Here is a 23,243-nt window from a genome sequence, read left to right on the forward strand (position 1 = left end):
AAACTTAGTATGTAATTTTTTTCAAACAACGAACGCCTCAAGTTCGACGACTTGAAGTGTTCATTTTTGCTACAGGCATCTACACATTTGAGTCGCTCATTTTTCCTGACAGAGGCCAACCGGTGATATGAACTGCTCAGAGCGGGCTTTATCGCCGATTGGATATAAGAACGTTCTTTATGCCTGGAGAAAGCAAAATAATATAATAAAAGTTCGAGGTCTGTACTTTGTCATTAGACAAATCCCAGTAATTATCAGACTAAGTCTTGACTATTTCAAATTTAATAACCTGTATTCAGTTGGTGTCTTCCCCGTTTTTTGTTTAAACAGTCGGGTGAAATGCTGTTGATACTTAAAACCCAAATGAAAAGCCACATCGCTAATAGATCTATCGCTATGAAATATCATGGACTTTGCTATATCAATCACTTTGGATTGTATATAGTCTAACGCTGTATTACCCGTTTCTTTTTTGATAAGATCTCCAAAATAATTGGCTGAAAGATGCAACTGGTTTGCACACCAGGTTACCGTTGGCAGGCCCAGTGTCTGGCACTTATCGGACTGAAAATATTCATTTAGTAGGCTTTCAAGTCTTGCCAGAACATCTCTATTGGCATTGCTTCGGGTAATAAACTGGCGGTCATAGAAGCGCATGCAATAGTTTAGGAGTAATTCAATATTAGATACAATAAGTGTTTTGCTATGCTTGTCTATATTCTGATCTATTTCATATTTAATCTTTTCGAAGCAATCGTTTACAATTGCCTTTTCTTTTTTGGACAGGTGTAGGGCCTCATTGACTTCATAAGAAAAAAAAGTATAGTCCTTGATCTTTCTGCCAATATCTGTGCCTACTATAAGGTCAGCGTGAAACACAAGTGCCTTACCCATGGGCTTGATTATCTTTCCCTTGCTATCAATTCCATAAACTTGTCCTGGTGAAATAAACACCAATGTCCCATCTTCATAATCGTATGGTTGGCAACCATATTTCATATCGCCACATTTGACATGTTTCAGAAAAACAGCATAAATGCCCATATATCTCCTAAAATATTGATAAGCCGGCATGGCATCGAAGTCAACAACACTTACAAGTGGATGTAAGGTGTCAACTCCTAATGTATCATTGTATTGTTTAACAGAATCAATTCTTTCAACTTGCTTCATGGCCGGGTCTTTTGTACATACAAATTTAGTAAAATCCATACGTTTCAGATTGACTTAAAGCAATAACAGTGAAAGTGGTAAATAAATCTGTGCTTTGTATAAATCCGTACTACGGATAGTGGATAATTTTGTAGCACTTAATGAATAATATCACGTTCGAGCCAGGCTGCCGCAATAACTGACACAGCCATACTGGTGGGCCGATCCTCATTGCGGTTGGCGGTGTGCACTGTTACCGGGAGTGTGGAAAATCTGCCGTCCGTATTGAGTCGGGCGATGTTATCGAGATTGCTCTAAATGTGGAACATTGACATGGCGCAGTACCAGACAGTTGATTTTCGCACCTTGCTACAGTCTGTAATCCACAGACCAACCAAAATAACTGGCTGGAGCCTGTCAACGATGAGTAGTATTTGGAAGTATATAAGCAGTAAAAAACTCGCGAAATGCACAGATACAAACTTATAGATTGGATTTTATCATTCTTCTTGATCTTAAATACAATAAATATGAACGCACAAAATAATGGAGAGGGAGAACAGCCTTTAAATGCTCGTCAGCAAAGCCTTGCCGCTATTTCGGCATCGACGGCGGCTGGAAACATTGAAAAACTAAAAATACAGCTTAATGTCGGGCTGGATGCCGGGCTTACCATAAACGAAATAAAAGAAGCATTGGTACAGTTATATGCCTATTGCGGTTTTCCGCGAAGCCTTAACGGTATCAGCAGCTTCATGCAGGTATTGGAAGAAAGGAAAAAGAAGGGTATTACCGATGTAGCAGGTAAGGAAGCAACGCCCTTAAAAGACAGTCTGGAGACCTATGAACGTGGAAGAAAAACGCTTGAAAACCTGACCCAAACGCCTCAGGCAAAACCTGCACCGGGCTTCGGTGAGTTTGCTCCGCGTATTGATGCTTTCCTGAAAGAACACCTCTTTGCCGACATCTTTGACAGCGATGTACTGAATTACCAGCAAAGGGAACTGATAACAATTTCTGCTTTGGCTGCCATGCATGGGACAGAGGGACAATTACAGGCACATATTGGAATGGGCATGACTACTGGGATTACAGCAGATCAGGTGAAAGCGGTATTCAACATCATTGAAAAGTTGGTAGGCAAAGAACAGGCTGAAAAAGCAAACACAGTTCTCTCAAACATAAAAAAATAAGAAAATCGATACCAGTAATATGAACAAGTATATATTTCAATACTGCATTTCCTTTAAACGTCCCTTTCGGGCTATCCTGGCTATAATAATGTTTTTTTGTATGAATAACATTGCCCACGCACAACAACAGGAAGTGATGGTGCGCATTTCAGAAATTGAGATACTCCCACAGCAATTGGAGGAATACAAAACAATACTAAAGCACGAAGCAGAAGCATCGGTAAGGATGGAAGAAGGGGTTATTGCCATCTTCCCTATGTTCCAAAAGGAAAATCCAACACAGGTGAGGATACTGGAAATTTATAGAGACCTGCAGGCATATCAGTCACATCTGAAAACCGAGCACTTTCTGAAGTACAAAACCGCTACACTCAATATGGTCAGATCATTGAAATTGGTGGATATGGACGCACTGGATCTGGAAGCGGCAACACGTATTTTCATAAAACTAAAACAGTAGGCAACATGGATAACGGGAAATTTTCAACATTGGAACTAAAACTTATCAAAGAAGCGAACGATTTGAAAATATAACCATTCCGTTCAGACGGAGTTACTTTTGGTACGCCTACATGGATTTGGGAGGTGTTGGTGGATGGGAATCTTACCTGGAAAAATACATTGAAGTTGCTACTGAACATGTCACAAAATCCGCTCTCATGTGCGATCTTAGCAGCTATCAGGAAAAACAAAGATTGCAGAAAATGATATTCGCTGAAGGAATCTATTATAACAAAGAAATGACCAATCTCGAACCACAAAAATAAACCCATTATTTTCTCTAGTTGCAGACCTGACGCGCACTTCATACAAAGAAGAAACCCGACCTTTTGAGAGTATTCTCAAGAAGTCGGGCTTTTTGTGATCCCGCTGGGACTCGAACCCAGGACCCATACATTAAAAGTGTATTGCTCTACCAACTGAGCTACGGAATCATTCCCGTTGAATGGGCTGCAATATTACATCACATATTTATAAACTCCAAACAAAAAATAAAAAAAGCTGCCTCTTATGAGGCAGCTTTAAAGTACAACCCGCTACAGTGCTATATCTTCACGAATTTTTTTGTTACTGGTTTTCCATTGTTGCTGAACTTCAGCACATACACACCTGCAGGAAGATTGCTCACATCAAGTATGCCATTGGTCGCCTTGATGATGATCGTCTGTGAGGTAGCAACGTTCGTGATGGTAAACAAGCCATCGCCCTTTACATTACCTACCGTCAGCAGATTCACTACAGGGTTCGGGTACATCCTGATGCTCGGCTCCTGTACTACAGCGGCAGATCTGGCGGCCTGCTGGTCAGCAGAGAATTCAATCCAGTTCAGGTTGAAGTCTGCATGAGACGCATATACGCGTAGGGTTTGTTTGCCGGCGGCAAGTGTTATAGTCCTGGTGACAGTCGTCCAGGCCTGCCATCCGCCTGTAGCGGCTACGTCAGCAGTGGTCAGGACGTTATTGCCTGATTGCAGCTGTATCTGACCTCCGCCTGGAGCGCTGGCCACACGGAAGGACACGTTGTAGGTACCTGCAGCTGTTACGTTAACAAAATAATCCATCCAGTCACCAGTGTCCACCCATCCGATGTTCTCTCCACCGCCAGTGTCTCCGCAACCTTCTGTCTGTATACCGAACATAGCATCGAAGTCTTCTGCTTCGATACGGCCCGGGATATTTTTCTCAACCGGAGCAGCTGATACATTGATAGCAACAGGAGAGGAGGTCGCTGTCATCTGTGTGTTGTCAGTTGCTTTTGCAGTGATGTTGTAGGCACCTGCAGCTACACCTGTCCAGAGGAACTGGTAAGGGCTGGTTGTGTCTTCTCCGAGTTTTGTCGCACCCTGGAAGAACTCTACTTTCCTGATAGTACCGTCTGAGTCTGCAGCATTTGCTTTCAGCAGGATATCGCCGTTGCTGACGAAAGTCTCCCCGTTCAGCGGAGCTGTAAGGCTCACCGTTGGTGCATTGCCAATGGCAAGATCGAAAGTGAAATAGTTGACGTTGAAGTCATTCGCTTCCAGTACGATGCGGAACACATGTACGCCTGCTGGCAGTGCCTGTGTGGTCGTAGCTGAAACGGTCTGCCATGCCTGGAATCCGCCGGTTGTAGGAACTGTTACAGTACCGGTGATGTCCGTACCATCCATTTCTATATGGAAGCTTTTTGCAGCTCCCGGATTCGCTACGCGTACAGAGATAGTGTATTTACCGGTGATGGTAACATTTGCGCTATACTCCAACCATTCTCCGTTTACGACATAACCGATATTATAACCGCCTTCTGAGCAGTTTTCAAGGTCTACGCCTTCATTTGTACGGTATTGATTACCCTGGTTAGCGGTGCTTTCATCATGGTAGGCAATGCCTTCTCCGCCTGAGTCGAAGTTTTCAATCTCGATCTTACCCGGGATGGTCGCTGGTGTGCTGGCATCCGGGAAAGGCGTCTGACGGGAAGCGCCTGCTTTGTAAGTGGCACGGAACACGGTATCTTTCGCTGGTACACGGATAGACTGTAATGCGTCTCCGCCGTGTGCCCATGATACAAAGTCGTAAGTAGTGTCACCGAGTAACTGTGGGGTTACGGCCTGCAGGGTGGTCAGTGAGTTCACCACCATTGTTTTTGTAAGTGGAGTTACACCTCTTGCACCTAACACCAGGTTGATACCGGTGATATTTGCTACTGCGGATACCGTCACCTTATTGGGATAGACGTCAACCGAGTCAACGCCCGTACGTCCTTTAGAATCTTTTACTGTCAGCATCAGTCTGAACCAGATGTTAGGAGAGGACTCTCCCAGGTTATCTGCGGTGAAGCTGCCTGACTTTACGCCTTTCGGCAGGGTCGGACCCGGATGCCAGTGTTCACTGGTCGGACTGTCCTTATGATAAAAACGTGCTTCCCATGAATAAGCGGAGTCTGGCAATGTTCCATCTTCTGCATCTGTTGCACTTGCAGAGAAGTTCACCACTGTGCCGACATTCCATGTCAGCGTGCTGGCTGGTGTCAGGATCTTTGGCACTGGTCTCGCATTGAATGGTAATACGGTCAGTCTGGCCGCATTACTATTCACCGTACTGATCGGATTCGTCACCACACAACGGTACTGACCTGAATCTGCCTGCGTGGTTTGTGCAATGCTATAGGTAGCTGCTGTTGCACCATTGATGTTAACCCCATTCTTCTGCCATTGGAAGGAGATAGGTGTGCCTCCGGATGCTGTTACAGAGAATGATACTGCATCACCCGCGGTCACTGTCGCATTTTCAGGCTGGTTCACAATAGAGGGAGCCTGGTTGTTGTTGTATTCCACTCTGTACAGACTACCATCACCTGCATAGGCAATGTAGTAGATGTTACCGTCGATGCCTACACTGGTGCCCAGTATCCTGGTGAAGTTCTTCGCAGAGAACTCGGTATAGGCTGAACCGGGCGTCAGACCCGTCACATCCACAAAGCGGTACCAGTCACGGCACCAGTCGGAGAAGAAGAACTTGTTCCTGTACTGTGCCGGGTAGTTGGTGGCAGGTGGATTGAAAAACAGTCCGGATGTAATCGCACAACCTCCTTTGTCATCACTGTGATCGTAGAAGTAGACTGCCGGAATGGTGGTCGTAGTATCCTGCTGATAACCAGTTTTGTGTTGCTGATCCCAACCATAGTTGTACCCTCTGTTTGGATCAGGATTGGTGACATCATTGATCTCTTCATAGTCACCTCCAACGTCCACTACGAAGATCCTTTCTGATACCGGATCTAATGACATCCTCCACGGATTTCTCAGACCGCGTGCCCAGATGCTTCTCTGCTGGCGGCTGGCGCCTGGTGTGTCATAGTAAGGATTACCCGGCGCTGGCTGACCTTCTTCTGTCAAACGCAGGATCTTACCGCGATAAGTAGTTAGTTTGGGTGATTCGATGGCCTCGTTACTTTCTCCGATAGCCACATACAATAATCCTCTGCGGAATAAAAGGGCGCCACCGTTGTGCGCTCCATTGATGATCGGATCGAATTCCATCACTCTTCTGACAGAATCGACACCGTTAGCCTGATTAATAAAGATAATGTCCAGGTAGTGACGTGTCATTTCCTTATTGGTGTAGAAAATGTAACAACGTCCATTGGTGGAGAATTGAGGGTGCAGGGTAATACCCAGTAACCCCTGTTCGGCGTCGGTGACTGTTTGTGCCGTATACACGGTAGATACAGTCCCGTTCTGATACACTTTCAGTGCGCCTCCGCGTTCTGCCATAAAGATCCTGCCATCTGCAGCATGCGCCATGGCTGTGGCTTCCCGGATAGAGTTATCTGTTAGTTTCTTCAGTGTAAAGCCAGCAGGCACCTGGCTGTAAGCACGATCTGTGCTCGCTGCGAGCATGGTTATTCCAAAACAGGCTGTAATAAACCGCTTCTGGAATGTAAGCAGCAGGTTTTTCTTCATTGTCTAAAATGGTTTTTTGTTGAATACTAGGTTTCCCAGGTTGTACTGTTGTTGTTCTGTAGATGCTAATCTATAGGGAGTGGCCGACTAAATTTTCAAGGATAAGGTTTTCAAATAAAATTATCGGATGGAATTTACAAACATAAGTTGGATACTCCTATCATCTACTCATATTAATTTTCCGTTATACTCACACAAGTACCTTTATTGCTATAATATCATCATAGAAAACAGCCGGTACGGTTATCTAACGTCGATAAATAAACGTACCGGCTGATTAATCACCTGATTGTTACTGCTTAACAAACTTCAATAACAGTGTTTCCTGTTTTTTATTCACCAGCTGGATAAAATAAATCCCTGCTGGTAAACGACTTACATCCACACTGTAGGTTGACGCCATCTTTCCTTCCTGAGACAGATGCTGTGTTGACCGGGTGCGCCCGTTCAGGTCAATCACCCTTGCCTGCCTGATCGCTTCCGTACTACGTACCTGCACCCTGTCGCTGACCACCGGATTAGGATATACCTGCGCACTCCATACGGGTAATACTGGTTGTGTAACGGCTGTTGAACTGCTGAGCAAAGTGTTCGTCCGTAAACTGCCATATGCTTCCAACTCAAAGATGGAATAACCGTACACCGTAGTCCTTGCCGTTCCATAAATACGCAGGTAGCGTCCATGGCCTGATAAACCCGTAAAGTCATTCACCAGTGTACTGTTGTTCGTCACAGTATATAATGGTGTCCAGTTTACCGAATCAGTAGATACCTGTATCAAATAATCTTTTGCGGCTGCTGTTTCCCACGTGATCTTTACCCGGTTCAGGTTGTAGTCTGCTCCGAGATCAACCCTGATAGACTGCGGATCACTGAACGTACTTGACCAGCGTGTATTGATGTTTCCATCCACCGCATACTTTCCTTCAAATGCAATATTCTCGTAAGAGGTGGTAACAGTCGGTTTGTTCAGCGCCAGATTCGTCTGTACGACCGCCGTATCCGGTGTGACATAATAGATGTTGTCAATGTAGAAACTGGCCGCTGTTGCCGGCGCATCTCCTGACATTGTAAAGGCCTGCGTCATCGTCGTCAGATTGACACCTGTCAGCGAACTGACCGGTATCGTCACCTCATGCCATTGCCCATCTCTGATGAGGCCTAGTTTCTGTTCACCCGCGGCAAAGTTGATCACCTGCTCACCGTTCTGTGAAATAATGCTGAAGCGGAACTGTCCCTGGTAAGCTGTCTTAAAGTGGAACTTCAGGAAGCCATTACTGAAATGACTCAGGTCACGCACGTCATGTGCGACTCCCAGTCCAAACCAGCTGCCGGCAGCAGCGGTGACGCCTATCACCTGTGACCCCTCGTAAGGAGCCGCCCCACTGATGGTGGACAGGTTATTCCATATATACAGGTTCGCATCCAATCCGTAGGTGACTTTATCTGTGATCGATATATCTTCACTATAGATACCCCATTTATTAGACAGGATCTTATTGTCCTGTACCGAGATGGTCACCGGTGCCGATGTTGTACTCAGCTTACCATTGTCAGTCGCTTTTGCCGTAATGGTATACGTTCCCTGCGGTACATTCTCCCAGGTAAATGTATAGGGTGCTTTCGTGAGCGTACCTAACAGTGTGCTGCCATTGAAGTATTCCACTTTGTAGATCATACCATTGTCAGTAACATTGGTGTTGATGATCACCTTCGCCGGCTTACGGTAGGGGGTGCTGGCAGTCGGAGAGGTGATGCTGATCTGTGGCGGGGTATTACCTGGCGCCGATACCAGTACGGTCACCGGTTTGGAGGTACTCGTTTTGTTCTGATTGTCGGTTGCTTTTGCGATCAGCTGATAGATACCTGGCGCCGGATTCTGCCAGGTGTAGTTGAAGGGTGAAGTCGTTGTAGTACCCAGGTAGTAGGCGCCATTATAAAAATCTACTTTACTGATGCTGCCGTTCGGATCACTGGCATTCGTGTTAATAGCGATGGATGCCGGCGTTGTATATACCGCCTCATGCGCAATATTGGTGATCGCTACTGTCGGTGCCGGATTCGCAGACACACCACCTGTATAATAGATGTTATCAAAATAGAAATCAGCCGCAGCTGCCGGTGCATCCCCGGAAAACATAAATAGTTGTGTGACCTGCATCAGGTCCAGTGCGCCGAACTCACTGACCGGTATGGTGACTTCATGCCATTGTCCATCCCGGACCAGTCCATGCTCATTGCTGCCATTGAAGTTGATCCAGCCTTCTGCGCCATCAGCGGCAATTCCCACTTTAAATACAGCAGTAGATGTCGTTTTCATATGGAACTTCAGGCTACCGCCTGCGTAGTTGCTCATATTCTTTACATCATTTGCAACACCCAGTCCATACCAGGCACCTGCGTTAGCGTGAAAAGCCCATACATTGCTGCCTTCAAATGGTACCGGTGTTGGCGTAGTGATGTTGGTAATGTTATTCCAGAGGTAGAGATCCGCCCCCTGTCCGAAGGTCACCCTGTCACTCACTGTCGTATTATCGGTGAAAATGCCATAATTGCCTTCCGGGGCATTGTTAGTGGCCAGTATCAGCTCTTCTCCCTGTCGTGCGTCCTGATAGAGTCTGATATAATCTACTTCCATCCGTCCGGGTAGGGGTGCCGTAACTCCTGCTACGGAATGAATGCCCGGATAGTTACCGCCTACTGCAAGGTTCAGCAGTATATAAAATGGTTGGTGAAAGGCTTCAAATCCATTCCCGCCGTTAATTGCAATTCTGTAATAGGGACTGTTGTCCAGGAAAATGGTCAGGTACTGGGTATCCCATTCCAGCTTGTATAAATGATAGTCGTCACTCAGGTCAACGCCTGTCGTAACGGTATCTTTTGCATAGGTGGCATGCCCCGTATAACCGCCCGGGTTTTCCGTCCACCAGTGTGTAGCTGCACTGACGGTGTTGTTCGGTCTTCCGGCAGCGATTGCGCCTGCAAATCCCATTTCCAGGATGTCTACCTCGCCATTATGCGGCCAGGTGCCTCCTGTTGCTCCTAGCATCCAGAATGCCGGCCAGAGGCCATTGCCGACCTTAGGGACTTTAATACGGGCTTCCAGTGCCCCATACCGGAAGGTAACCCTGCCGGCAGTCTTGATACGGCCGGAAGTAAATGGCTTACCGCCCATGTCCTCCCGTCTGGCTTCAATCACCAGATGCCCGTTCTCAATACGGACATTTTCCGTGCGGTTTGTGTAGTATTCCATTTCCGCATTGCCCCAGCCACAGTTCCCCTTGGCACATCCATCGCCTGTCTCATAGGTCCAGGTCAGCGGATTTAAGGTGGCTGTGCTGAAGTTTTCCTCCCAGACAAGCTGTCGCTGGGCAGATGTAATAGATGGTAAGAGTGACAAACAGACCATGGTCATCAGCCAAAGCCGCTGTTGCACCCGGATCGTTGGGTAAACCGGTTTTTTCATTTGGTTAATTTTAAGGTAACGTGAACGTGGTTTTAAAAACGATTTTTCAGGATCGGTATTAAGACTTACAAATATCCTTATAACCGCTGCATTAGTGTCTCTCTGTATCAGATGTCAGTAGTTTTCAGCAGCGGGGTGCATTGCTGGAAGTTCAGGACTGTATTGGTTTTTCAGATTTTTCAGCCACCGCGAGCAGAAAGTCGTACAAGGTCACTTCCGCAGGTATCTCCAGCTTCTTCCGCAACCTGTATCTGCTGGTTTCCACACCTCTTACCGAGATGCCCAGTGACTGCGCGATCTCTTTGGTGGTCAGGTTGATCCGTAGATAGGCGCATAGTTTCAGGTCCGTCGTACTCAGTTCCGGATACCGGCGCTTGAGTGTGAACAGGAAGTTGTTATGCACTTCATCAAAGTGTCTGGAGAACTGCTCCCAGTCTTCTTCATTGTTCTCCGCTTCCTCAAATAATCGCAGTACTTTCTTGAACAGCCCCTGCTGTGGCTCGATCTTTTTCATGGCCGATAACAGCTCCTCCTTGATGTTGGACAATACCTTTCCCCGGTGCAGCAGGTACATCGTGGCGGTGGCCAGTTCCCTGTTCTTAAACTGGACTTCCGACGTAAGTTTTTCATTCTGCAGACTGATCAGCTCCTTCTCCCGCTGCTCTTTCTCAATATGATGCCGTAGTATCAGTTGCTCCTGTTTCTGCTGATAGCGCTTCCGCTGCCGGATGAATTTTTTCTTCTGACAGATATATCCGCCGCACAGTAATGCCAGTCCTGCAAATAGGTATATGCCCCTGGCCAGCGTGGTCTGATACCAGGCCGGTAAGATGCGGAAAGCGTAGACTGCCGGTCGTGATACATTACCGAGGTTATCCCTGGCGCGGACTGAAAACGTATAATAACCGTAAGCAAGGTTGGTATAGTCTTTTTCTGTCTTCGGCGACCAGTCACTCCATCCCTGGTCGAATCCGGCCAGCCGGTAGCTGTATTCGATCGTATTACCCTGACTGTATATCGGAGCGGCATATTCAAAGTGAAAACCGGAATAGGCATGGGGCATTGCTTTACATGAATGATTTCCCGGGGAATGATACCCGCCGAAGAGCAGACTGTCTTTTTTACCGTGGGCGGTCACCTGACCGATCAGCACCACCGGCAGGTCCCGTGCATGACGATAGTGCCGGTAATTAATGTGATACATTCCCTTCTCCGCACCCACGAAAATATTCTCGTCATTGTAAGGGTAGAGGAATTCAAATCCGCTGACCACCTGGCCTTTTAACTCAGGAAAGTACACGATGCTGTAAGGATGTTCCGCCACTGGTTTATGGAAGTCTATGACACCCGGCATTTTATCTGATACAAACCAGATATTGCCACCTGCGTCTTCGGCGAGATGCTGCAGCGGAATGTCTTTCAGCACGGGGTATAACCAGGGAGAGGGCGTAAACTTCTTCCGCCCGGCATCATATTCATATACCCCCGCCTGTGTGGCCACTAGTGTCTTATTCCGGATACGGAATACAAAATTATTGTAGTCTGACGGGAGTCCGTCTTTACTGGTGAACAACGTGAACTGTAACAGACTATCTTCCTGTATGTGCATGCGGAAAACCCCTCTGTATGGATGTGACGCCCAGACAATGCCATCATCCTCCACGGTAATAAAACGCAGCGATTCAAACAATCCCCTGACCCGCTCGGCGCCGGCCAGTGTTTTACCGTCACTGTGTATCCGTTGCAGACCGGTATAACCTCCTGCGAGAATATGATCGGACAACGGCCTGAATAACCAGCAACCAGTCATCTTTGATACCAGCCTCGCCTCTCCCTCACTGATCTCAAACGCCCCTTCATGATGCCCCATCAGTAAATGATCGCCTATCTGGCTCAGGTTCCACACCTGCCCCTGTGTATGTTCGATCCTTCGGAAATGACCTTCCAGGAAACTCAGGTCTTTTTGTGTGCCGATAAGTGTACTGAATACACCATCCGATGTGCCGATGTACAATTCATTCTTGAAGATCGTGGCCGTGTAAGACGTAAGGTACCGTTTGCCATCGGGCAATATTTGTTTAACCGCTGTATTATACCGCACCAGGTCAATACCATTATCCAGCGTCAGCCAGATATTCCTGGCCGGATCAGTAAAGATCTTCAGGACACTGTTATGTTGTAGTCCCTCATCAACCGTAAATCGCTGGATGATATGCCCGGTCTCCCGGTTGATAATATAACAGCCGCCATAGGAGGTGCCTATCAACAGTTGTTTATCCCCCCATGTCTTTGCACAATAGATCTGTTTATCCCTGAATATATCGTCGGCCGATGTCCGGAAGGGAGATAACTGTCCGCCACATAATTTAAAAATACCCTGTTTTAATGTACAGATCAGCAGTGTGTCCCCACCACCATCCATTACCTCCCTGACCAGTAGCTTTTTGTCCGCTATCTCTGTGCAAACAGATTCCCATTTTCCGTTCCGGTATTGTAACAACCCCTGGGCTGCATCCTGTGCAAATACGCCCTGCCGGGTATGACTTAACAGTCGCCATTCTGACACTGCCTGATACACATGGAGTGTATTCCGGTCATAGTGGAATATCTTATTGGTACCCCGGAAAAAGACACCATTGTCATGTATGACAATGTCCCAGATATCAGCAAACTGATCTTTCCGGTTCCGGACCTCTGGCTTCAGTGATGTATACCGCAATATTCCATCCGCATCGGCGAGGTAATAGCCGAAGTCATCCTGGGCGCCTATGTAAATGCGTCCATCAGTATCCGTTTTTACGGCCCGTAAGCGGGTATGATTAGGCACGGGGAGTATTTGCCAGGAGTGACCATTGAACGTCATCAATCCTTCATTGTTTGCGAAATAAAGGATGCCGTTCCTGTCCATGTCCAGGTCCCAGGTTTGTCCGCCACCTGGATATTGCTGGCGTGTATAATTAATAACCGGCGGCAGCCCGATAATTTGTTGTGCGATAGTAACGGATGTGCACAGGATAGACAGCACAAGCAGGGTGAGCTTGTTCATTTTCCATAACGTTTTTCTAAAAATAAGGATAATATGCCTGGAAGTAGCGGTGACGTAAAGAATGTTTATTGATAATCAATATGGTATCTTGTAGTTGTAGTAGAATAGACGTACCCCTGAAAATGACCCGGATAGAAATTAAGCACATCTTTGCGCTTATTCATTAATCCTATCTCTACGTTATGTCAAAGAAAACCTTTTCCACGTTCGTGAGTATGCTGCTACTCACCGCTGCTGTAACTTCCTGCACAAAAGAAAACAAGGCTGATCAGTCGCCGAAACTCTCTGTTGAAGATAAAACCGTTGGCGCGGTAGCGGCGGCGAAGTCTTATCAGCTGATCTGGTCAGATGAATTTGATGGCACGAGCCTGAACACCAGCAAATGGCAATATGAGAATGGCAACCTGGGTGTTAACAATGAAAAACAGTTTTACCAGACCCAGAACGTATCCGTAAGTAATGGCAACCTGGTCATCACGGCACGTAAAGAAACTGTCGGCGGACAGCCATATACCTCCGGCCGTATCAACACCAATGGCGGCAAGTTCTCGACCACCTATGGCAGGATAGAATCCCGTATCAAGCTGCCCGCTATACAGGGCTTATGGCCTGCTTTCTGGATGCTGGGTTCCAGTATCAGCACCGGCACAGGATGGCCTGCCTGTGGTGAAATTGATATTATGGAACATGTGAACACCGGAAACACGATTCTCGGTACAATTCACTGGTTCAACACCGTGTATTCCTATTATGGCGGGAATACTACCACCACGCCGACCGACTACCACATATATGCGGTAGAATGGGATGCGTCAGCCATCCGCTGGTATGTGGACGGTGTACAGTTCCACGAGGCAAATATCCTCAACAACATCAATGGCACCGAAGAATTTCACAAACCGTTCTTTATTCTCCTGAATTTAGCTGTAGGGGGTAACCTGCCGGGTAATACCATTAATGACAATGCCCTGCCGGCATCCATGCTGGTGGATTATGTAAGGGTATATCGCATTAGTGAGACGACGGGCACTGCGCCGATTGGCGCTGTTATCACGATCAAAGGCAGTAATGGCCTGTTTGTAAGTGGTGAGAACGGTGCACAGGCAATGACCTGTAACCGCACGACGGCACAGGGATGGGAACAGTTTACTGTAGTAGATGCAGGCGGCGGAAAAGTAGCCCTGCGTAGCCAGAGCAAATATGTATCCTCCGAAAATGGCGCACAGGCCATGACCTGTAGCCGTACCACTATCCAGGACTGGGAAAAATTTGACTGGATAGATAATGGTGACGGCACCTTCTCCCTCCGTGGCAGTAACGGAGCTTACGTTTCCAGTGAAAACGGAACACAGGCGATGACCTGTAACCGTACCTCCATACAGGGCTGGGAAAAGTTCACCCGCTAGATGAGGCGGCTCTCTCCATTACCTTGATCATGACCTGAAGCTCCCATTATGCCCTGATTATAGCTGTATTATGCCCTTAACGCTCTCTTCGTGAAGGGAGAAATAAAGGTGTCATACAGGTGTAGTAAGGGTGTAATGTGAGCAACAGGCACTCAAACGTTACCACATGACGTTTTGCGACTGACAGTGATCGCGGTTGTCAGTGCATAAAAAAGTGCCGGCTGGCACCGGCACCTGTGACGTAAGGTTAATTGCTGTGTACTTAATGCAGGATCTTAATCCGGAGGGCTTTTAACCCCGATACCCCCTGCAGGTCTTCTACATCAAATTTCTCAATCTCATGGTCCAGGATGGATTGCGCCTGTAACTGCTCAACATACCCCAGGTACTCTGTTTCCTCGATACTATTGGAATAGACGATCGTGATCTTACCCAGCTGCGTGATGCGTTCAGACGTGTCTTTAATGAATGCCTTGTCAATACGTTTCTTGACGATCTCAAAACGCGCGTTATAACTACCATCCACATCGAACCTTTTCTCGTCCATCCGGAAACGAATAGAGATCGGAGAGTTGTATACCAGTATCAGGGTGGTCACTTCCAGTGGATAGGGTAGTTGTGGCTTCAGCGCATGGTGCGCGATCTCCATTTTACACAGCGTCCGTAACTGCCACAGACGCAGCTCATATAAATGCTGCATCTCAAACGTCTTTTTAGGCGCTATCGAATGTCCAATGTACAGGTTATGCTCTACCCCATCTGTTTTGAATCGTTCAAAATAGTGAGGATAGACCCGCTGCGCGGCTGCCTGTGCCTTATCTATAATGGCGGTCACCTTCTCATTGATGGCGGCTATGGTAGACTCGTATTTTCTTCGTTGCAGATGGAATTTTCCATATGTCTTGTCATTGCCAGCAAAATAGTCCTGCACAGCGGTATCGGCACCAAATGAATGCAGCACCGGATGTACATCATTGACAAGATAGGCATTGATCTGCTGCTCTGTCCCGGCCCGTAACGGGAAGGAAAGGTCAAACAGGAACTGACGTAACTGCTCCTGTATTCCTTCAAAAGGGCCGAATTTTTTTAATAACTGTGACAGGGTCTTTACCTGTAATAGCAGGTCTTCCTGGACACTGCTGTTGCGTACTTCAGAAGAACCCTTGATATCGATCTGTCCATACAGCGGATATACATCGCGGAAGACTATTTCATGCGGGTTGTATTCCTTTCCCGCATGATGATGTACGATCAGGCGTTCTGCCTCTTTACGGAATTTCCAGTATACGCTTTCATGTATGGAGGTGTAATTATTCTGGATCACCGCCTGCACTTCATTCTGCATTTCTGCCAGCATCCTTTCTACCGTATCTGTCAGGAACGGCATGACCACTTCCAGCTTGTTGGCGTTGATGCTGTTCAGTTCCTTTGCGCGTATGGACACCATTTCCAGTACCCCGAGCAAATGTCCGTTCTTTACGACCGGCGCGAGGATGAAACTTCTGATCCCTTTTTTATAAAAGTACCCGGCCAGTTTGTTCTCCGGATCAGCCGCCAGGAATTCATCCAGGTCAGATACGGCGAAATATTGTTTGTTCTTCACCACACAGGCATAGGAAGTGCTGCATAACAGTTTGTTTGCGGCATTCTGTTTATGTCCCTGCACGATAAAGCTATTCATCTGTTGCAGTCCGAAGGGATCAGTGGTGAAATGATCGTCATCCGGGTTATAAAGTGTAAAACCGACTTTAATATCCGGAATGCGGTAAATAGAGCGGAAGATCGACTGTATCTTGTCTTCAAATCCATCCGTGTTCAATCCCAGCAGCTTCTCCTTAAAGATGGATACGGCATTTTCCACGGTGGCATCGTATAATGTCATAATGGCGAAGCCTTTCAGTATCCAGCTGTCCGGCGGGAATTTCGTCTTCCATAGTGCCAGGTCATCGTAGTTATTCAGCAGCAGGTCAATATCATCCTGCGTGAGCGGCACGGCCTTTTCTGTCGGGAAGATGTCCAGAAAGTCCGCATTGTATAAGATCCTGTAGTGTTTGATCACGCCATCCGCCGTAGGGATGTCATAGAACAATGGTCTGCTGAAATCCAGCGAGGTGCCATAGAACTCATTAAGGATAATACAGCAGCTGAGCACATAGAACTGATGTTCATCAAAATCCCGGATGCTGAAGGAAAAACCAGGTCCAGCGGCCTTCAGGATGTTTTTGAAACGTTCTGTATGATTAAAGATGAGATCTACATAAGGCAGATTAACGGCTTTGATCTCGTTCATTGTCAGCGCAGAGGGGAAAAAGTCCGTCAGTAGACGGCGGATCAGTCCCTCGTTCTTCTCAATATGATCGGTAGAGTGAATACCATCTACCAGCTCAGGGCACTGAGCTACTTCTTCCAGCAAGGCGCGGGCACGGTTAGATGCCTCACTTGCGGGGCCTGCTGCCTGTTTTTCCAGTTGAGCAACTAACTGGTAAAAACTGAGTTGAATCTTAAACGGGCTGTCCGGAAACGAATGCAGGTTCATGTTCTTGTTATCTTACCAGCATAAAAGTAATCATATTTTACCTGGTTTCCGGTATATCAGCACATGACAGGTACCTGTTGCTGTCCGAAGCACCGGTAAGCCCGATCGATCTGCACGTGAAAGCAAGGGGTGGAGTATGCCCTGCTGAAATATAGTTTTTATTACCACGAACAGCTACTAAAAATAGTACGGTCTGTCCGGTAGTGCCGGACATGTTATTTAATTACCTTTTTCATTCCAGTAATACGCATCCGGATATTGTCGTTTGCCAAAGATGGAAGTACCTACTCTGACGATGGTTGCTCCTTCTGCAATGGCCGTTTCGAGGTCTCCGCTCATCCCCATACTAAGTGCAGCTCCATCTTTTGAGAGCAGACCATCACGCAGCGCGGCATCTCTTATTTCACGGAGTAATCTGAAGGAAGGTTTAACTTTCTCCGGATCAGCGTCAAACAGACCTATCGTCATTAATCCTTTGATACGCATTGTACCATAGGACCGGATCTTCTCTATCAGCCGGATGGCTTCATCGGGATGTACGCCGAATTTGCTTTCTTCGAAGGAGGTATTCACCTGGACGAATATATCCAGGAAGCGGTTTTCGTATTGTAATCTGCTGTCCAGTTTCTCAACGAGATCGGGGCGGTCAACAGATTGAATACAGTGCGCGTACTTCAAGACATCTTTGATCTTATTGGTTTGTAAGTGACCGATAAAATGCCTTTGTATGGGCAGTGTTCCCAGCAGATAATCTTTCTCTTTTAGTTCCTGTACTTTATTCTCACCGATCAGTGTTTCACCGGCATCAATGACAACTTTCACTTTTTCTGCGGAAACGGTTTTAGTGGCGAGCAGGAGTTGTACATCCTCCGTAGATCGTCCGGCCATTTTAACTGCGGACTGTATCCGTTGTTTAACCAGGTTAAGGTTGGCGAGGATATCGGCAGTATATGTTTCAGTGGTCATGACATGCAGTTAATAATGAATGGATATATATTGGCTATAACCGTTTAGGTGAGATGCACAATGGCAGGAGAAGACAGCATGCCAGCAGTTTAGCCTTGCTGTTGTACATGTTCCGGGCAATCCAGTCGTAAGGTGTCTGGTACGAGTGGTATGTTCAGCAGGTTACAGAAATGTTTGCTTCCATTGCCGGAGTAGTGTGTACAGGAAAAGCACATACGCTGCATGCTGATAATATTTTCTTTATGCAGGCTGAATATGAGGTCCAGCAGGATGGTTTTCAGACCAGTTTTCTGGGCGTTCGTCAGCTGACTGACCTGTTTTAATAAGGTATTGGCAAAGCCACCGGCAGATTCAGCCGTCTTCTTTCCCTGGGCGGTCAGTTTGAGCACAGAGGCGCGGCTGTCAGCAGGATGCTCTTTCTTGATCACCAGCTTTTTCTCGGTCAGCACTCTGATCACGTCACTCATCGTTGCCTTGGTTACATTGAACTCCTTCGACAGGTAAGTGACGTTTGCTCTGCTATCGTCGTGCGTATGCAGGAAGATGATGGACTGTATCTGTATGGGACTGAGACCAAGTTCTTTTGACTGTTCCCATAGCAGTACGCGGAAGGATTCACCTACGCGTTCCAGCGCAGCAACGATCAGTGCATCGTTGGAGGAGTTCTGTGTGTCCGGATTGAACGGAATTGTGTGTATGTTGCTCATTGTCTGTATAACTGTTAACCTGCCTGAATGCACCTGATCTAAAGCACGACGGTCGTTGATCGTATTGATTTTATCCGCCGGCAGATCAGGGGCGTAAGATGCCCCTGACCTGCTTCCCGGAGGGATAAAAATACGTTCTTTAGTTATTACATCCCTGCATTTCTATGATAGCATATCCCTGACGGTTAATATCGGCTACTACATCGGCGTCAGCTTCCTCAATATGACAGAAACGGCATTCACTGGTGGTCAGTGGCTGACCTTCCTGGCCTTTTTGTGCGATGTATTCACGACCGAAAGCATGGATCTTGTTTTCGTCTTTCAGGTCAGCAGGAACCAGTATATCAAAGTGCATGACAGCACCATTCTTTTTGGAGACATAAGTGTCAAAAACTGAAACTTTCATATATTATATTTTTAGGTAGATCCAAAGGAGAAGGTAATTCTACCCGGACCTGGTTTGTATGATTTATTTTGTCTGATAAGGAAGAGAAAGGTTTTTAGACAGTACACTGTAGACCTTGTACACACCGAGCATGGGCATGCTGCCACCCTGCGGATGTTCTCCGCCTTCGCCAGTCACTACCTGCATGTAGGCGGCTACGGCGTCGTATTTAAAGTTTGTGTTGAAACGTACTCTGTAGTCAGGAACGACGATCCTGATCGCATTGCCTTCAGTAACTACCTGGAAGCCGGGAGAGTCCATATACATCGGCATACCTGGATTGGTCTTAGGCAGCACTACTGATTTATCAGCAGGGTCAAATTCTTTTACAGCCAGGCCACCGGGAACACGCTTGTCTTCTGTGAGCACTACCCAGTGCGGATGCCATACTATCTTATCATTTGCGTAGTTACCATCGCCATTTTCATCCCATAATGGCGTGTCATCGAAGTCAGGGTGGGCGGTAATGGCCAGTGCGAGAATGCCGGCTGTTTTGCTGAAACCGACGTCTTCAGGACGCAATGTGGTAGGAAATACGTACCCATCTACAGGGGCGCCATTCATCTTTCCTGCGGGTTTGGAAGTACTTTTTCCAGCCTGTCCTTTTACGATGATCTCAAACTCCAGCTGGCCCCATTTCTTATTATGTGTTACGCTAGCGGATACGATTTGATAATCGGCTTCATTGACTGTGGACTTTGGCTTTTTACAGGAATCGCAATCCGGTCCGGCGAAGGCGGACAAAGTAAAGGAAAGTGCCAGTACTAGTAGTATTGCTATGCTTTTCATGATGATCAGATTTGATGAATAATGATTTGATACATCAAATATAGGTAGGAATCCTAACTAATAAAATTTTTCTTTTTTCGGGTTGATTTTAAGGAGATGAGAAAGTAGCGATACTGGATGGTTTATCGGGGTAGGGTAAAAAACTTTTTGCTTTTGAAAACCATGGGAAATAAATAACCGTATCTAATCATGTATCGGTTTTAGATCATAGGTAAACATCGCGCAAACCCGCTAAGACCGTATAAGGAAGCAGATATAGTATAAATGCCATTCATCCTGTCAGTGCACATGTACAGGTATGTTGCGTTCATTAATCCACATCTTTTTTATGAATAGAAAATTGAAGCAGATCCTGCTATGGGGCGGAGGTATATCCTGTTGTCTGATAGTAATGCTTGCGGTCCACATCTACATGGTGACACGACCCAAGCCGCCAGGTGCTAATACCCGCATCATGGCCAGAATTGACATCCGCGAGGATATTACCCAGCAGGATGCGGATAAGATATCGGGATGGTTATATAAGCAGGAAGGCGTAGACAGGGTGATGATCAACCCCGTAACTAACATCGTGGTCTTCACGTACTTTCCTGTGAAAACAGATGCTACCCGTATTGTAACCAGTTTTCAGGCCGCATTTCCTTATTCTTCAAAACGGTATATGCCCAGTCGGGAAGAAATGCAGCAGGGTTGTCCTGCTATGGCACAAACATTTACCGCAAAGCTTACAGGCGTATTCAGACATTTATTTTAATGCTGCGGTCCGCTTAGTGTATCCTTAACCGGCCCATCAATGGATGCGATATGTGTTGAGTAACATATATCATGGGCTTCTTGTGTCCGGCACTCTCAATCAATACATCATAATTTCTAATTAACATCTCGTATGAAAAAATTAACGTGGTTATTTATTCTCGGCCTTATTGCTACTGGAGGATTTATGAGTTCCTGTAAAAAAGACGACGCGCCTGTTGTGACAAAAATGTCTTTGTACGATTCTCTTGGTGGGTCTGCAATGGTCAATGACCCTGCGAATAGCGGTATGAAGATAGAACAGGGCCGACTGGGTCTCCGTTCTGTAGTGGATAGTGCCATTTTTGTGATTGCAGGTGATGCCAGGATCAATGGTTTCTTTACGGTATTACTGACAGAGGTGACCAGCGGAAATACCAGTGGATTTGAAGCGTTGAGTAAGAATCTGACTGATTTCTTTTGTGTGGCTACAGGTGGTAAGGGCTTTACCTATGGTGGATTGAATATGAAGGATGCACATGATCCGGCAAAAAATACCCGCATGAATGGTATGGCTTCCAACGCAGATTTTGATGCATTTATTGCTGATCTGGTAGTAGCTGCAAAGAAGAATGGTTTATCTGATCAGCTGATAGGCCAGGTAGGCGCGCTGGTGGAAACACTGAGACCGGTGGTTGTGCAGAAGAGCTAAATATGGTGGACAGAGCGCTGTAATTATATGTGGAACAACAGCGACCTATATTTATGACAAGAAAGAGGTCTTCGCTTTTAGCGGAGGCCTTTTTTTCTTTTCCAGTTAGTTAAGTGATAGTAACGGCATAACGAATGACGTCTATCAGTTGCAGTACTGTTATTTATTTTTTTCGAATAGCTGCTGATGTACTAAATTCGCACATCATCAAGAATGAATATGCACTTACATTTGTTTGATAAACTCGTTTACAGTAAACGCAGAAAGCAGCTCACTGCAAATGTCGGAAAGGGTCTGATCCTCCTTATGGGAAATGAAGACAGCAGTATGAACTATGCCGACAATACTTATCCGTTCCGTCAGGATAGTACTTTCCTTTACTACGCAGGTATCGATATAGCCGGACTGGCACTTGTACTGGATACTGAATCCGGAGAGGAGATCCTTTTCGGCAGGGAAGCTGGTATAGACGATATCATCTGGACAGGGCCATTGCCTTCACTGCAGGACCTGGCAGATATGGTAGCTGTCGGAAAGACACGTGCATATGCGCAACTGGGAGATGTGCTGAAGCAGGCGAAAGCGGCTGGCCGTCAGATACATATTTTACCACCGTACCGTCCTGAGAACAAGATCAAACTGGCTGAATGGCTGGACGTACCCGTGGCTGCATTAACCGGAGTTGTATCTCTGGAACTGATAAAAGCAGTGATCGCACAGCGTGAGTGTAAGGACGCAGATGAGATAACAGAGATGGAGAGAGCGGTATCCGTGAGTGTGGACATGCATATGGCTGCGATGAAGTATACAAGGCCGGGCATGAAGGAGTATGAGATCGCTGCGAAAGTAGAAGAGGTGGCATTGGCGGCAGGAGGAAGACTATCCTATCCGACGATCCTGACGATCAATGGGCAGGTACTCCATAACCATTCTTACGGCAATACCGTGCAGGAAGGACATATGATCCTGTGTGATGCCGGTGCGGAAACAGCTATGCATTATGCGGGTGATCTTACGAGGACATTCCCCGTGGGCAAACAGTTCACTAACCGTCAGCGGGAGATGTATCAGGTGGTACTGGATTCGCTGGACCATGCGGCAAGTCTGCTGAAGCCAGGTATTCAGTATAAAGAGGTACATACACAGGCATCTATCAAATTAATAGAAGGCCTGAAGACACTGAACCTGGTAAAAGGTGATCCCGCAGAGGCAGTAGCAGCTGGTGTACATACCCTGTTCTTCCAGTGTGGTCTTGGACATATGATCGGACTGGATGTACATGATATGGAGGACCTGGGTGAGCAGTATGTTGGTTATTCCGAGACACTGAAAAAGAGTACCGCGTTTGGCTGGAAGTCCCTGCGGCTGGGCCGTGAACTGAAGCCAGGATTTGTACTGACAGTAGAACCGGGCATTTATATTATACCAGAGTTAATAGATCGTTGGGTCGCTGAGAAGAAACTCAGTAACTTTGTTGATTATAACACGCTTGCTACTTATCGTGACTTCGGAGGTATCCGTATAGAAGATAACTTCGTGATTACAGAAACAGGCAGCAGAAGGCTCGGAAAAGATCTTCCGAAAACAATTGCTGAAGTGGAAGCAGTGAGACAGTAGACTAACCCATTTATTATAATAGAAAGGCGTCCGCA

General features: G+C 46.6%; 15 protein-coding genes and 1 tRNA gene. 6 read left to right on the forward strand and 10 right to left on the reverse strand.

Annotated features, from left to right (window positions below; translation table 11 throughout):
* Positions 1-270: 270 nt before the first annotated feature.
* On the reverse strand, positions 271-1,173 hold the full coding sequence (locus GWR21_RS30635) for a helix-turn-helix domain-containing protein (RefSeq protein ID WP_162335492.1): 903 nt from the start codon (positions 1,171-1,173) through the stop codon (positions 271-273).
* A gap of 446 nt (positions 1,174-1,619) precedes the next feature.
* Here GWR21_RS30635 and GWR21_RS30640 point away from each other — a divergent pair, with 446 nt between their 5' ends.
* Both GWR21_RS30640 and GWR21_RS30645 read left to right on the forward strand, forming a co-directional pair.
* On the forward strand, positions 1,620-2,345 hold the full coding sequence (locus GWR21_RS30640; RefSeq protein ID WP_162335493.1) for a carboxymuconolactone decarboxylase family protein: 726 nt from the start codon (positions 1,620-1,622) through the stop codon (positions 2,343-2,345).
* A 100-nt stretch (positions 2,346-2,445) separates the two neighbouring features.
* Positions 2,446-2,805, forward strand: coding sequence for a putative quinol monooxygenase (locus tag GWR21_RS30645; RefSeq protein ID WP_162335494.1), 360 nt, complete (start codon positions 2,446-2,448; stop codon positions 2,803-2,805).
* Positions 2,806-3,207: 402 nt separating this feature from the next.
* Here the strand turns inward: GWR21_RS30645 and GWR21_RS30650 are convergent.
* The 4 genes from GWR21_RS30650 to GWR21_RS30665 form a co-directional block, all read right to left on the reverse strand.
* Positions 3,208-3,280: transfer RNA gene (locus GWR21_RS30650), tRNA-Lys, on the reverse strand.
* A gap of 110 nt (positions 3,281-3,390) precedes the next feature.
* Entirely contained in the window at positions 3,391-6,786 is a 3,396-nt protein-coding gene (locus GWR21_RS30655) for a carbohydrate-binding protein (RefSeq protein WP_162335495.1), read from the reverse strand.
* Between the two features lie 292 nt (positions 6,787-7,078).
* On the reverse strand, positions 7,079-10,252 hold the full coding sequence (locus tag GWR21_RS30660) for an Ig-like domain-containing protein (RefSeq protein WP_162335496.1): 3,174 nt from the start codon (positions 10,250-10,252) through the stop codon (positions 7,079-7,081).
* A 151-nt stretch (positions 10,253-10,403) separates the two neighbouring features.
* A complete protein-coding gene (locus GWR21_RS30665) occupies positions 10,404-13,298 on the reverse strand; it encodes a ligand-binding sensor domain-containing protein (RefSeq protein ID WP_162335497.1) in 2,895 nt (964 codons plus the stop codon).
* A gap of 182 nt (positions 13,299-13,480) precedes the next feature.
* Here GWR21_RS30665 and GWR21_RS30670 point away from each other — a divergent pair, with 182 nt between their 5' ends.
* Entirely contained in the window at positions 13,481-14,704 is a 1,224-nt protein-coding gene (locus GWR21_RS30670) for a family 16 glycosylhydrolase (protein WP_162335498.1), read from the forward strand.
* A gap of 262 nt (positions 14,705-14,966) precedes the next feature.
* On the opposite strand, the gene GWR21_RS30675 is transcribed toward GWR21_RS30670, so the two are convergent.
* The 5 genes from GWR21_RS30675 to GWR21_RS30695 all read right to left on the reverse strand — a co-directional run bounded on the left by GWR21_RS30675 (position 14,967) and on the right by GWR21_RS30695 (position 20,147).
* Complete coding sequence (locus GWR21_RS30675; protein ID WP_162335499.1) at positions 14,967-17,240, reverse strand: GAF domain-containing protein; 2,274 nt, start codon at positions 17,238-17,240, stop codon at positions 14,967-14,969.
* Positions 17,241-17,459: 219 nt separating this feature from the next.
* Positions 17,460-18,206 (reverse strand): YggS family pyridoxal phosphate-dependent enzyme, encoded by a 747-nt coding sequence (locus GWR21_RS30680; protein ID WP_162335500.1) that lies wholly within the window; start codon positions 18,204-18,206, stop codon positions 17,460-17,462.
* Between the two features lie 89 nt (positions 18,207-18,295).
* Positions 18,296-18,913: a MarR family winged helix-turn-helix transcriptional regulator gene (locus tag GWR21_RS30685; protein ID WP_162335501.1), complete on the reverse strand. Its 618-nt coding sequence runs from the start codon at positions 18,911-18,913 to the stop codon at positions 18,296-18,298.
* 139 nt (positions 18,914-19,052) lie between these two features.
* Positions 19,053-19,319 (reverse strand): DUF2024 family protein, encoded by a 267-nt coding sequence (locus GWR21_RS30690; RefSeq protein WP_162335502.1) that lies wholly within the window; start codon positions 19,317-19,319, stop codon positions 19,053-19,055.
* A 63-nt stretch (positions 19,320-19,382) separates the two neighbouring features.
* On the reverse strand, positions 19,383-20,147 hold the full coding sequence (locus GWR21_RS30695; protein WP_162335503.1) for a hypothetical protein: 765 nt from the start codon (positions 20,145-20,147) through the stop codon (positions 19,383-19,385).
* A gap of 328 nt (positions 20,148-20,475) precedes the next feature.
* Between GWR21_RS30695 and GWR21_RS30700 the strand changes: the two genes are divergently transcribed.
* The 3 genes from GWR21_RS30700 to GWR21_RS30710 all read left to right on the forward strand — a co-directional run bounded on the left by GWR21_RS30700 (position 20,476) and on the right by GWR21_RS30710 (position 23,208).
* Positions 20,476-20,901 (forward strand): hypothetical protein, encoded by a 426-nt coding sequence (locus tag GWR21_RS30700; RefSeq protein WP_162335504.1) that lies wholly within the window; start codon positions 20,476-20,478, stop codon positions 20,899-20,901.
* Between the two features lie 132 nt (positions 20,902-21,033).
* A complete protein-coding gene (locus GWR21_RS30705; protein ID WP_162335505.1) occupies positions 21,034-21,591 on the forward strand; it encodes a group I truncated hemoglobin in 558 nt (185 codons plus the stop codon).
* 213 nt (positions 21,592-21,804) lie between these two features.
* Positions 21,805-23,208, forward strand: a complete 1,404-nt coding sequence (locus GWR21_RS30710; protein WP_238430097.1) for an aminopeptidase P family protein — start codon at positions 21,805-21,807, stop codon at positions 23,206-23,208.
* Positions 23,209-23,243 lie beyond the last annotated feature (35 nt).

It is taken from the genome of Chitinophaga agri, assembly GCF_010093065.1.
GTDB classification, from domain to species: Bacteria; Bacteroidota; Bacteroidia; order Chitinophagales; family Chitinophagaceae; genus Chitinophaga; species Chitinophaga agri.

Excerpts from the sequence above, each read along its gene's own strand:
- GWR21_RS30635 (WP_162335492.1), bottom strand. The coding sequence starts at position 1,173 with ATGAAGCAAGTTGAAAGAATTGATTCTGTTAAACAATACAATGATACA.
- GWR21_RS30640 (WP_162335493.1), top strand. The coding sequence starts at position 1,620 with ATGCACAGATACAAACTTATAGATTGGATTTTATCATTCTTCTTGATC.
- GWR21_RS30645 (WP_162335494.1), top strand. The coding sequence starts at position 2,446 with ATGAATAACATTGCCCACGCACAACAACAGGAAGTGATGGTGCGCATT.
- GWR21_RS30655 (WP_162335495.1), bottom strand. The coding sequence starts at position 6,786 with ATGAAGAAAAACCTGCTGCTTACATTCCAGAAGCGGTTTATTACAGCC.
- GWR21_RS30660 (WP_162335496.1), bottom strand. The coding sequence starts at position 10,252 with ATGAAAAAACCGGTTTACCCAACGATCCGGGTGCAACAGCGGCTTTGG.
- GWR21_RS30665 (WP_162335497.1), bottom strand. The coding sequence starts at position 13,298 with ATGAACAAGCTCACCCTGCTTGTGCTGTCTATCCTGTGCACATCCGTT.
- GWR21_RS30670 (WP_162335498.1), top strand. The coding sequence starts at position 13,481 with ATGTCAAAGAAAACCTTTTCCACGTTCGTGAGTATGCTGCTACTCACC.
- GWR21_RS30675 (WP_162335499.1), bottom strand. The coding sequence starts at position 17,240 with ATGAACCTGCATTCGTTTCCGGACAGCCCGTTTAAGATTCAACTCAGT.
- GWR21_RS30680 (WP_162335500.1), bottom strand. The coding sequence starts at position 18,206 with ATGACCACTGAAACATATACTGCCGATATCCTCGCCAACCTTAACCTG.
- GWR21_RS30685 (WP_162335501.1), bottom strand. The coding sequence starts at position 18,913 with ATGAGCAACATACACACAATTCCGTTCAATCCGGACACACAGAACTCC.
- GWR21_RS30690 (WP_162335502.1), bottom strand. The coding sequence starts at position 19,319 with ATGAAAGTTTCAGTTTTTGACACTTATGTCTCCAAAAAGAATGGTGCT.
- GWR21_RS30695 (WP_162335503.1), bottom strand. The coding sequence starts at position 20,147 with ATGAAAAGCATAGCAATACTACTAGTACTGGCACTTTCCTTTACTTTG.
- GWR21_RS30700 (WP_162335504.1), top strand. The coding sequence starts at position 20,476 with ATGAATAGAAAATTGAAGCAGATCCTGCTATGGGGCGGAGGTATATCC.
- GWR21_RS30705 (WP_162335505.1), top strand. The coding sequence starts at position 21,034 with ATGAAAAAATTAACGTGGTTATTTATTCTCGGCCTTATTGCTACTGGA.
- GWR21_RS30710 (WP_238430097.1), top strand. The coding sequence starts at position 21,805 with ATGAATATGCACTTACATTTGTTTGATAAACTCGTTTACAGTAAACGC.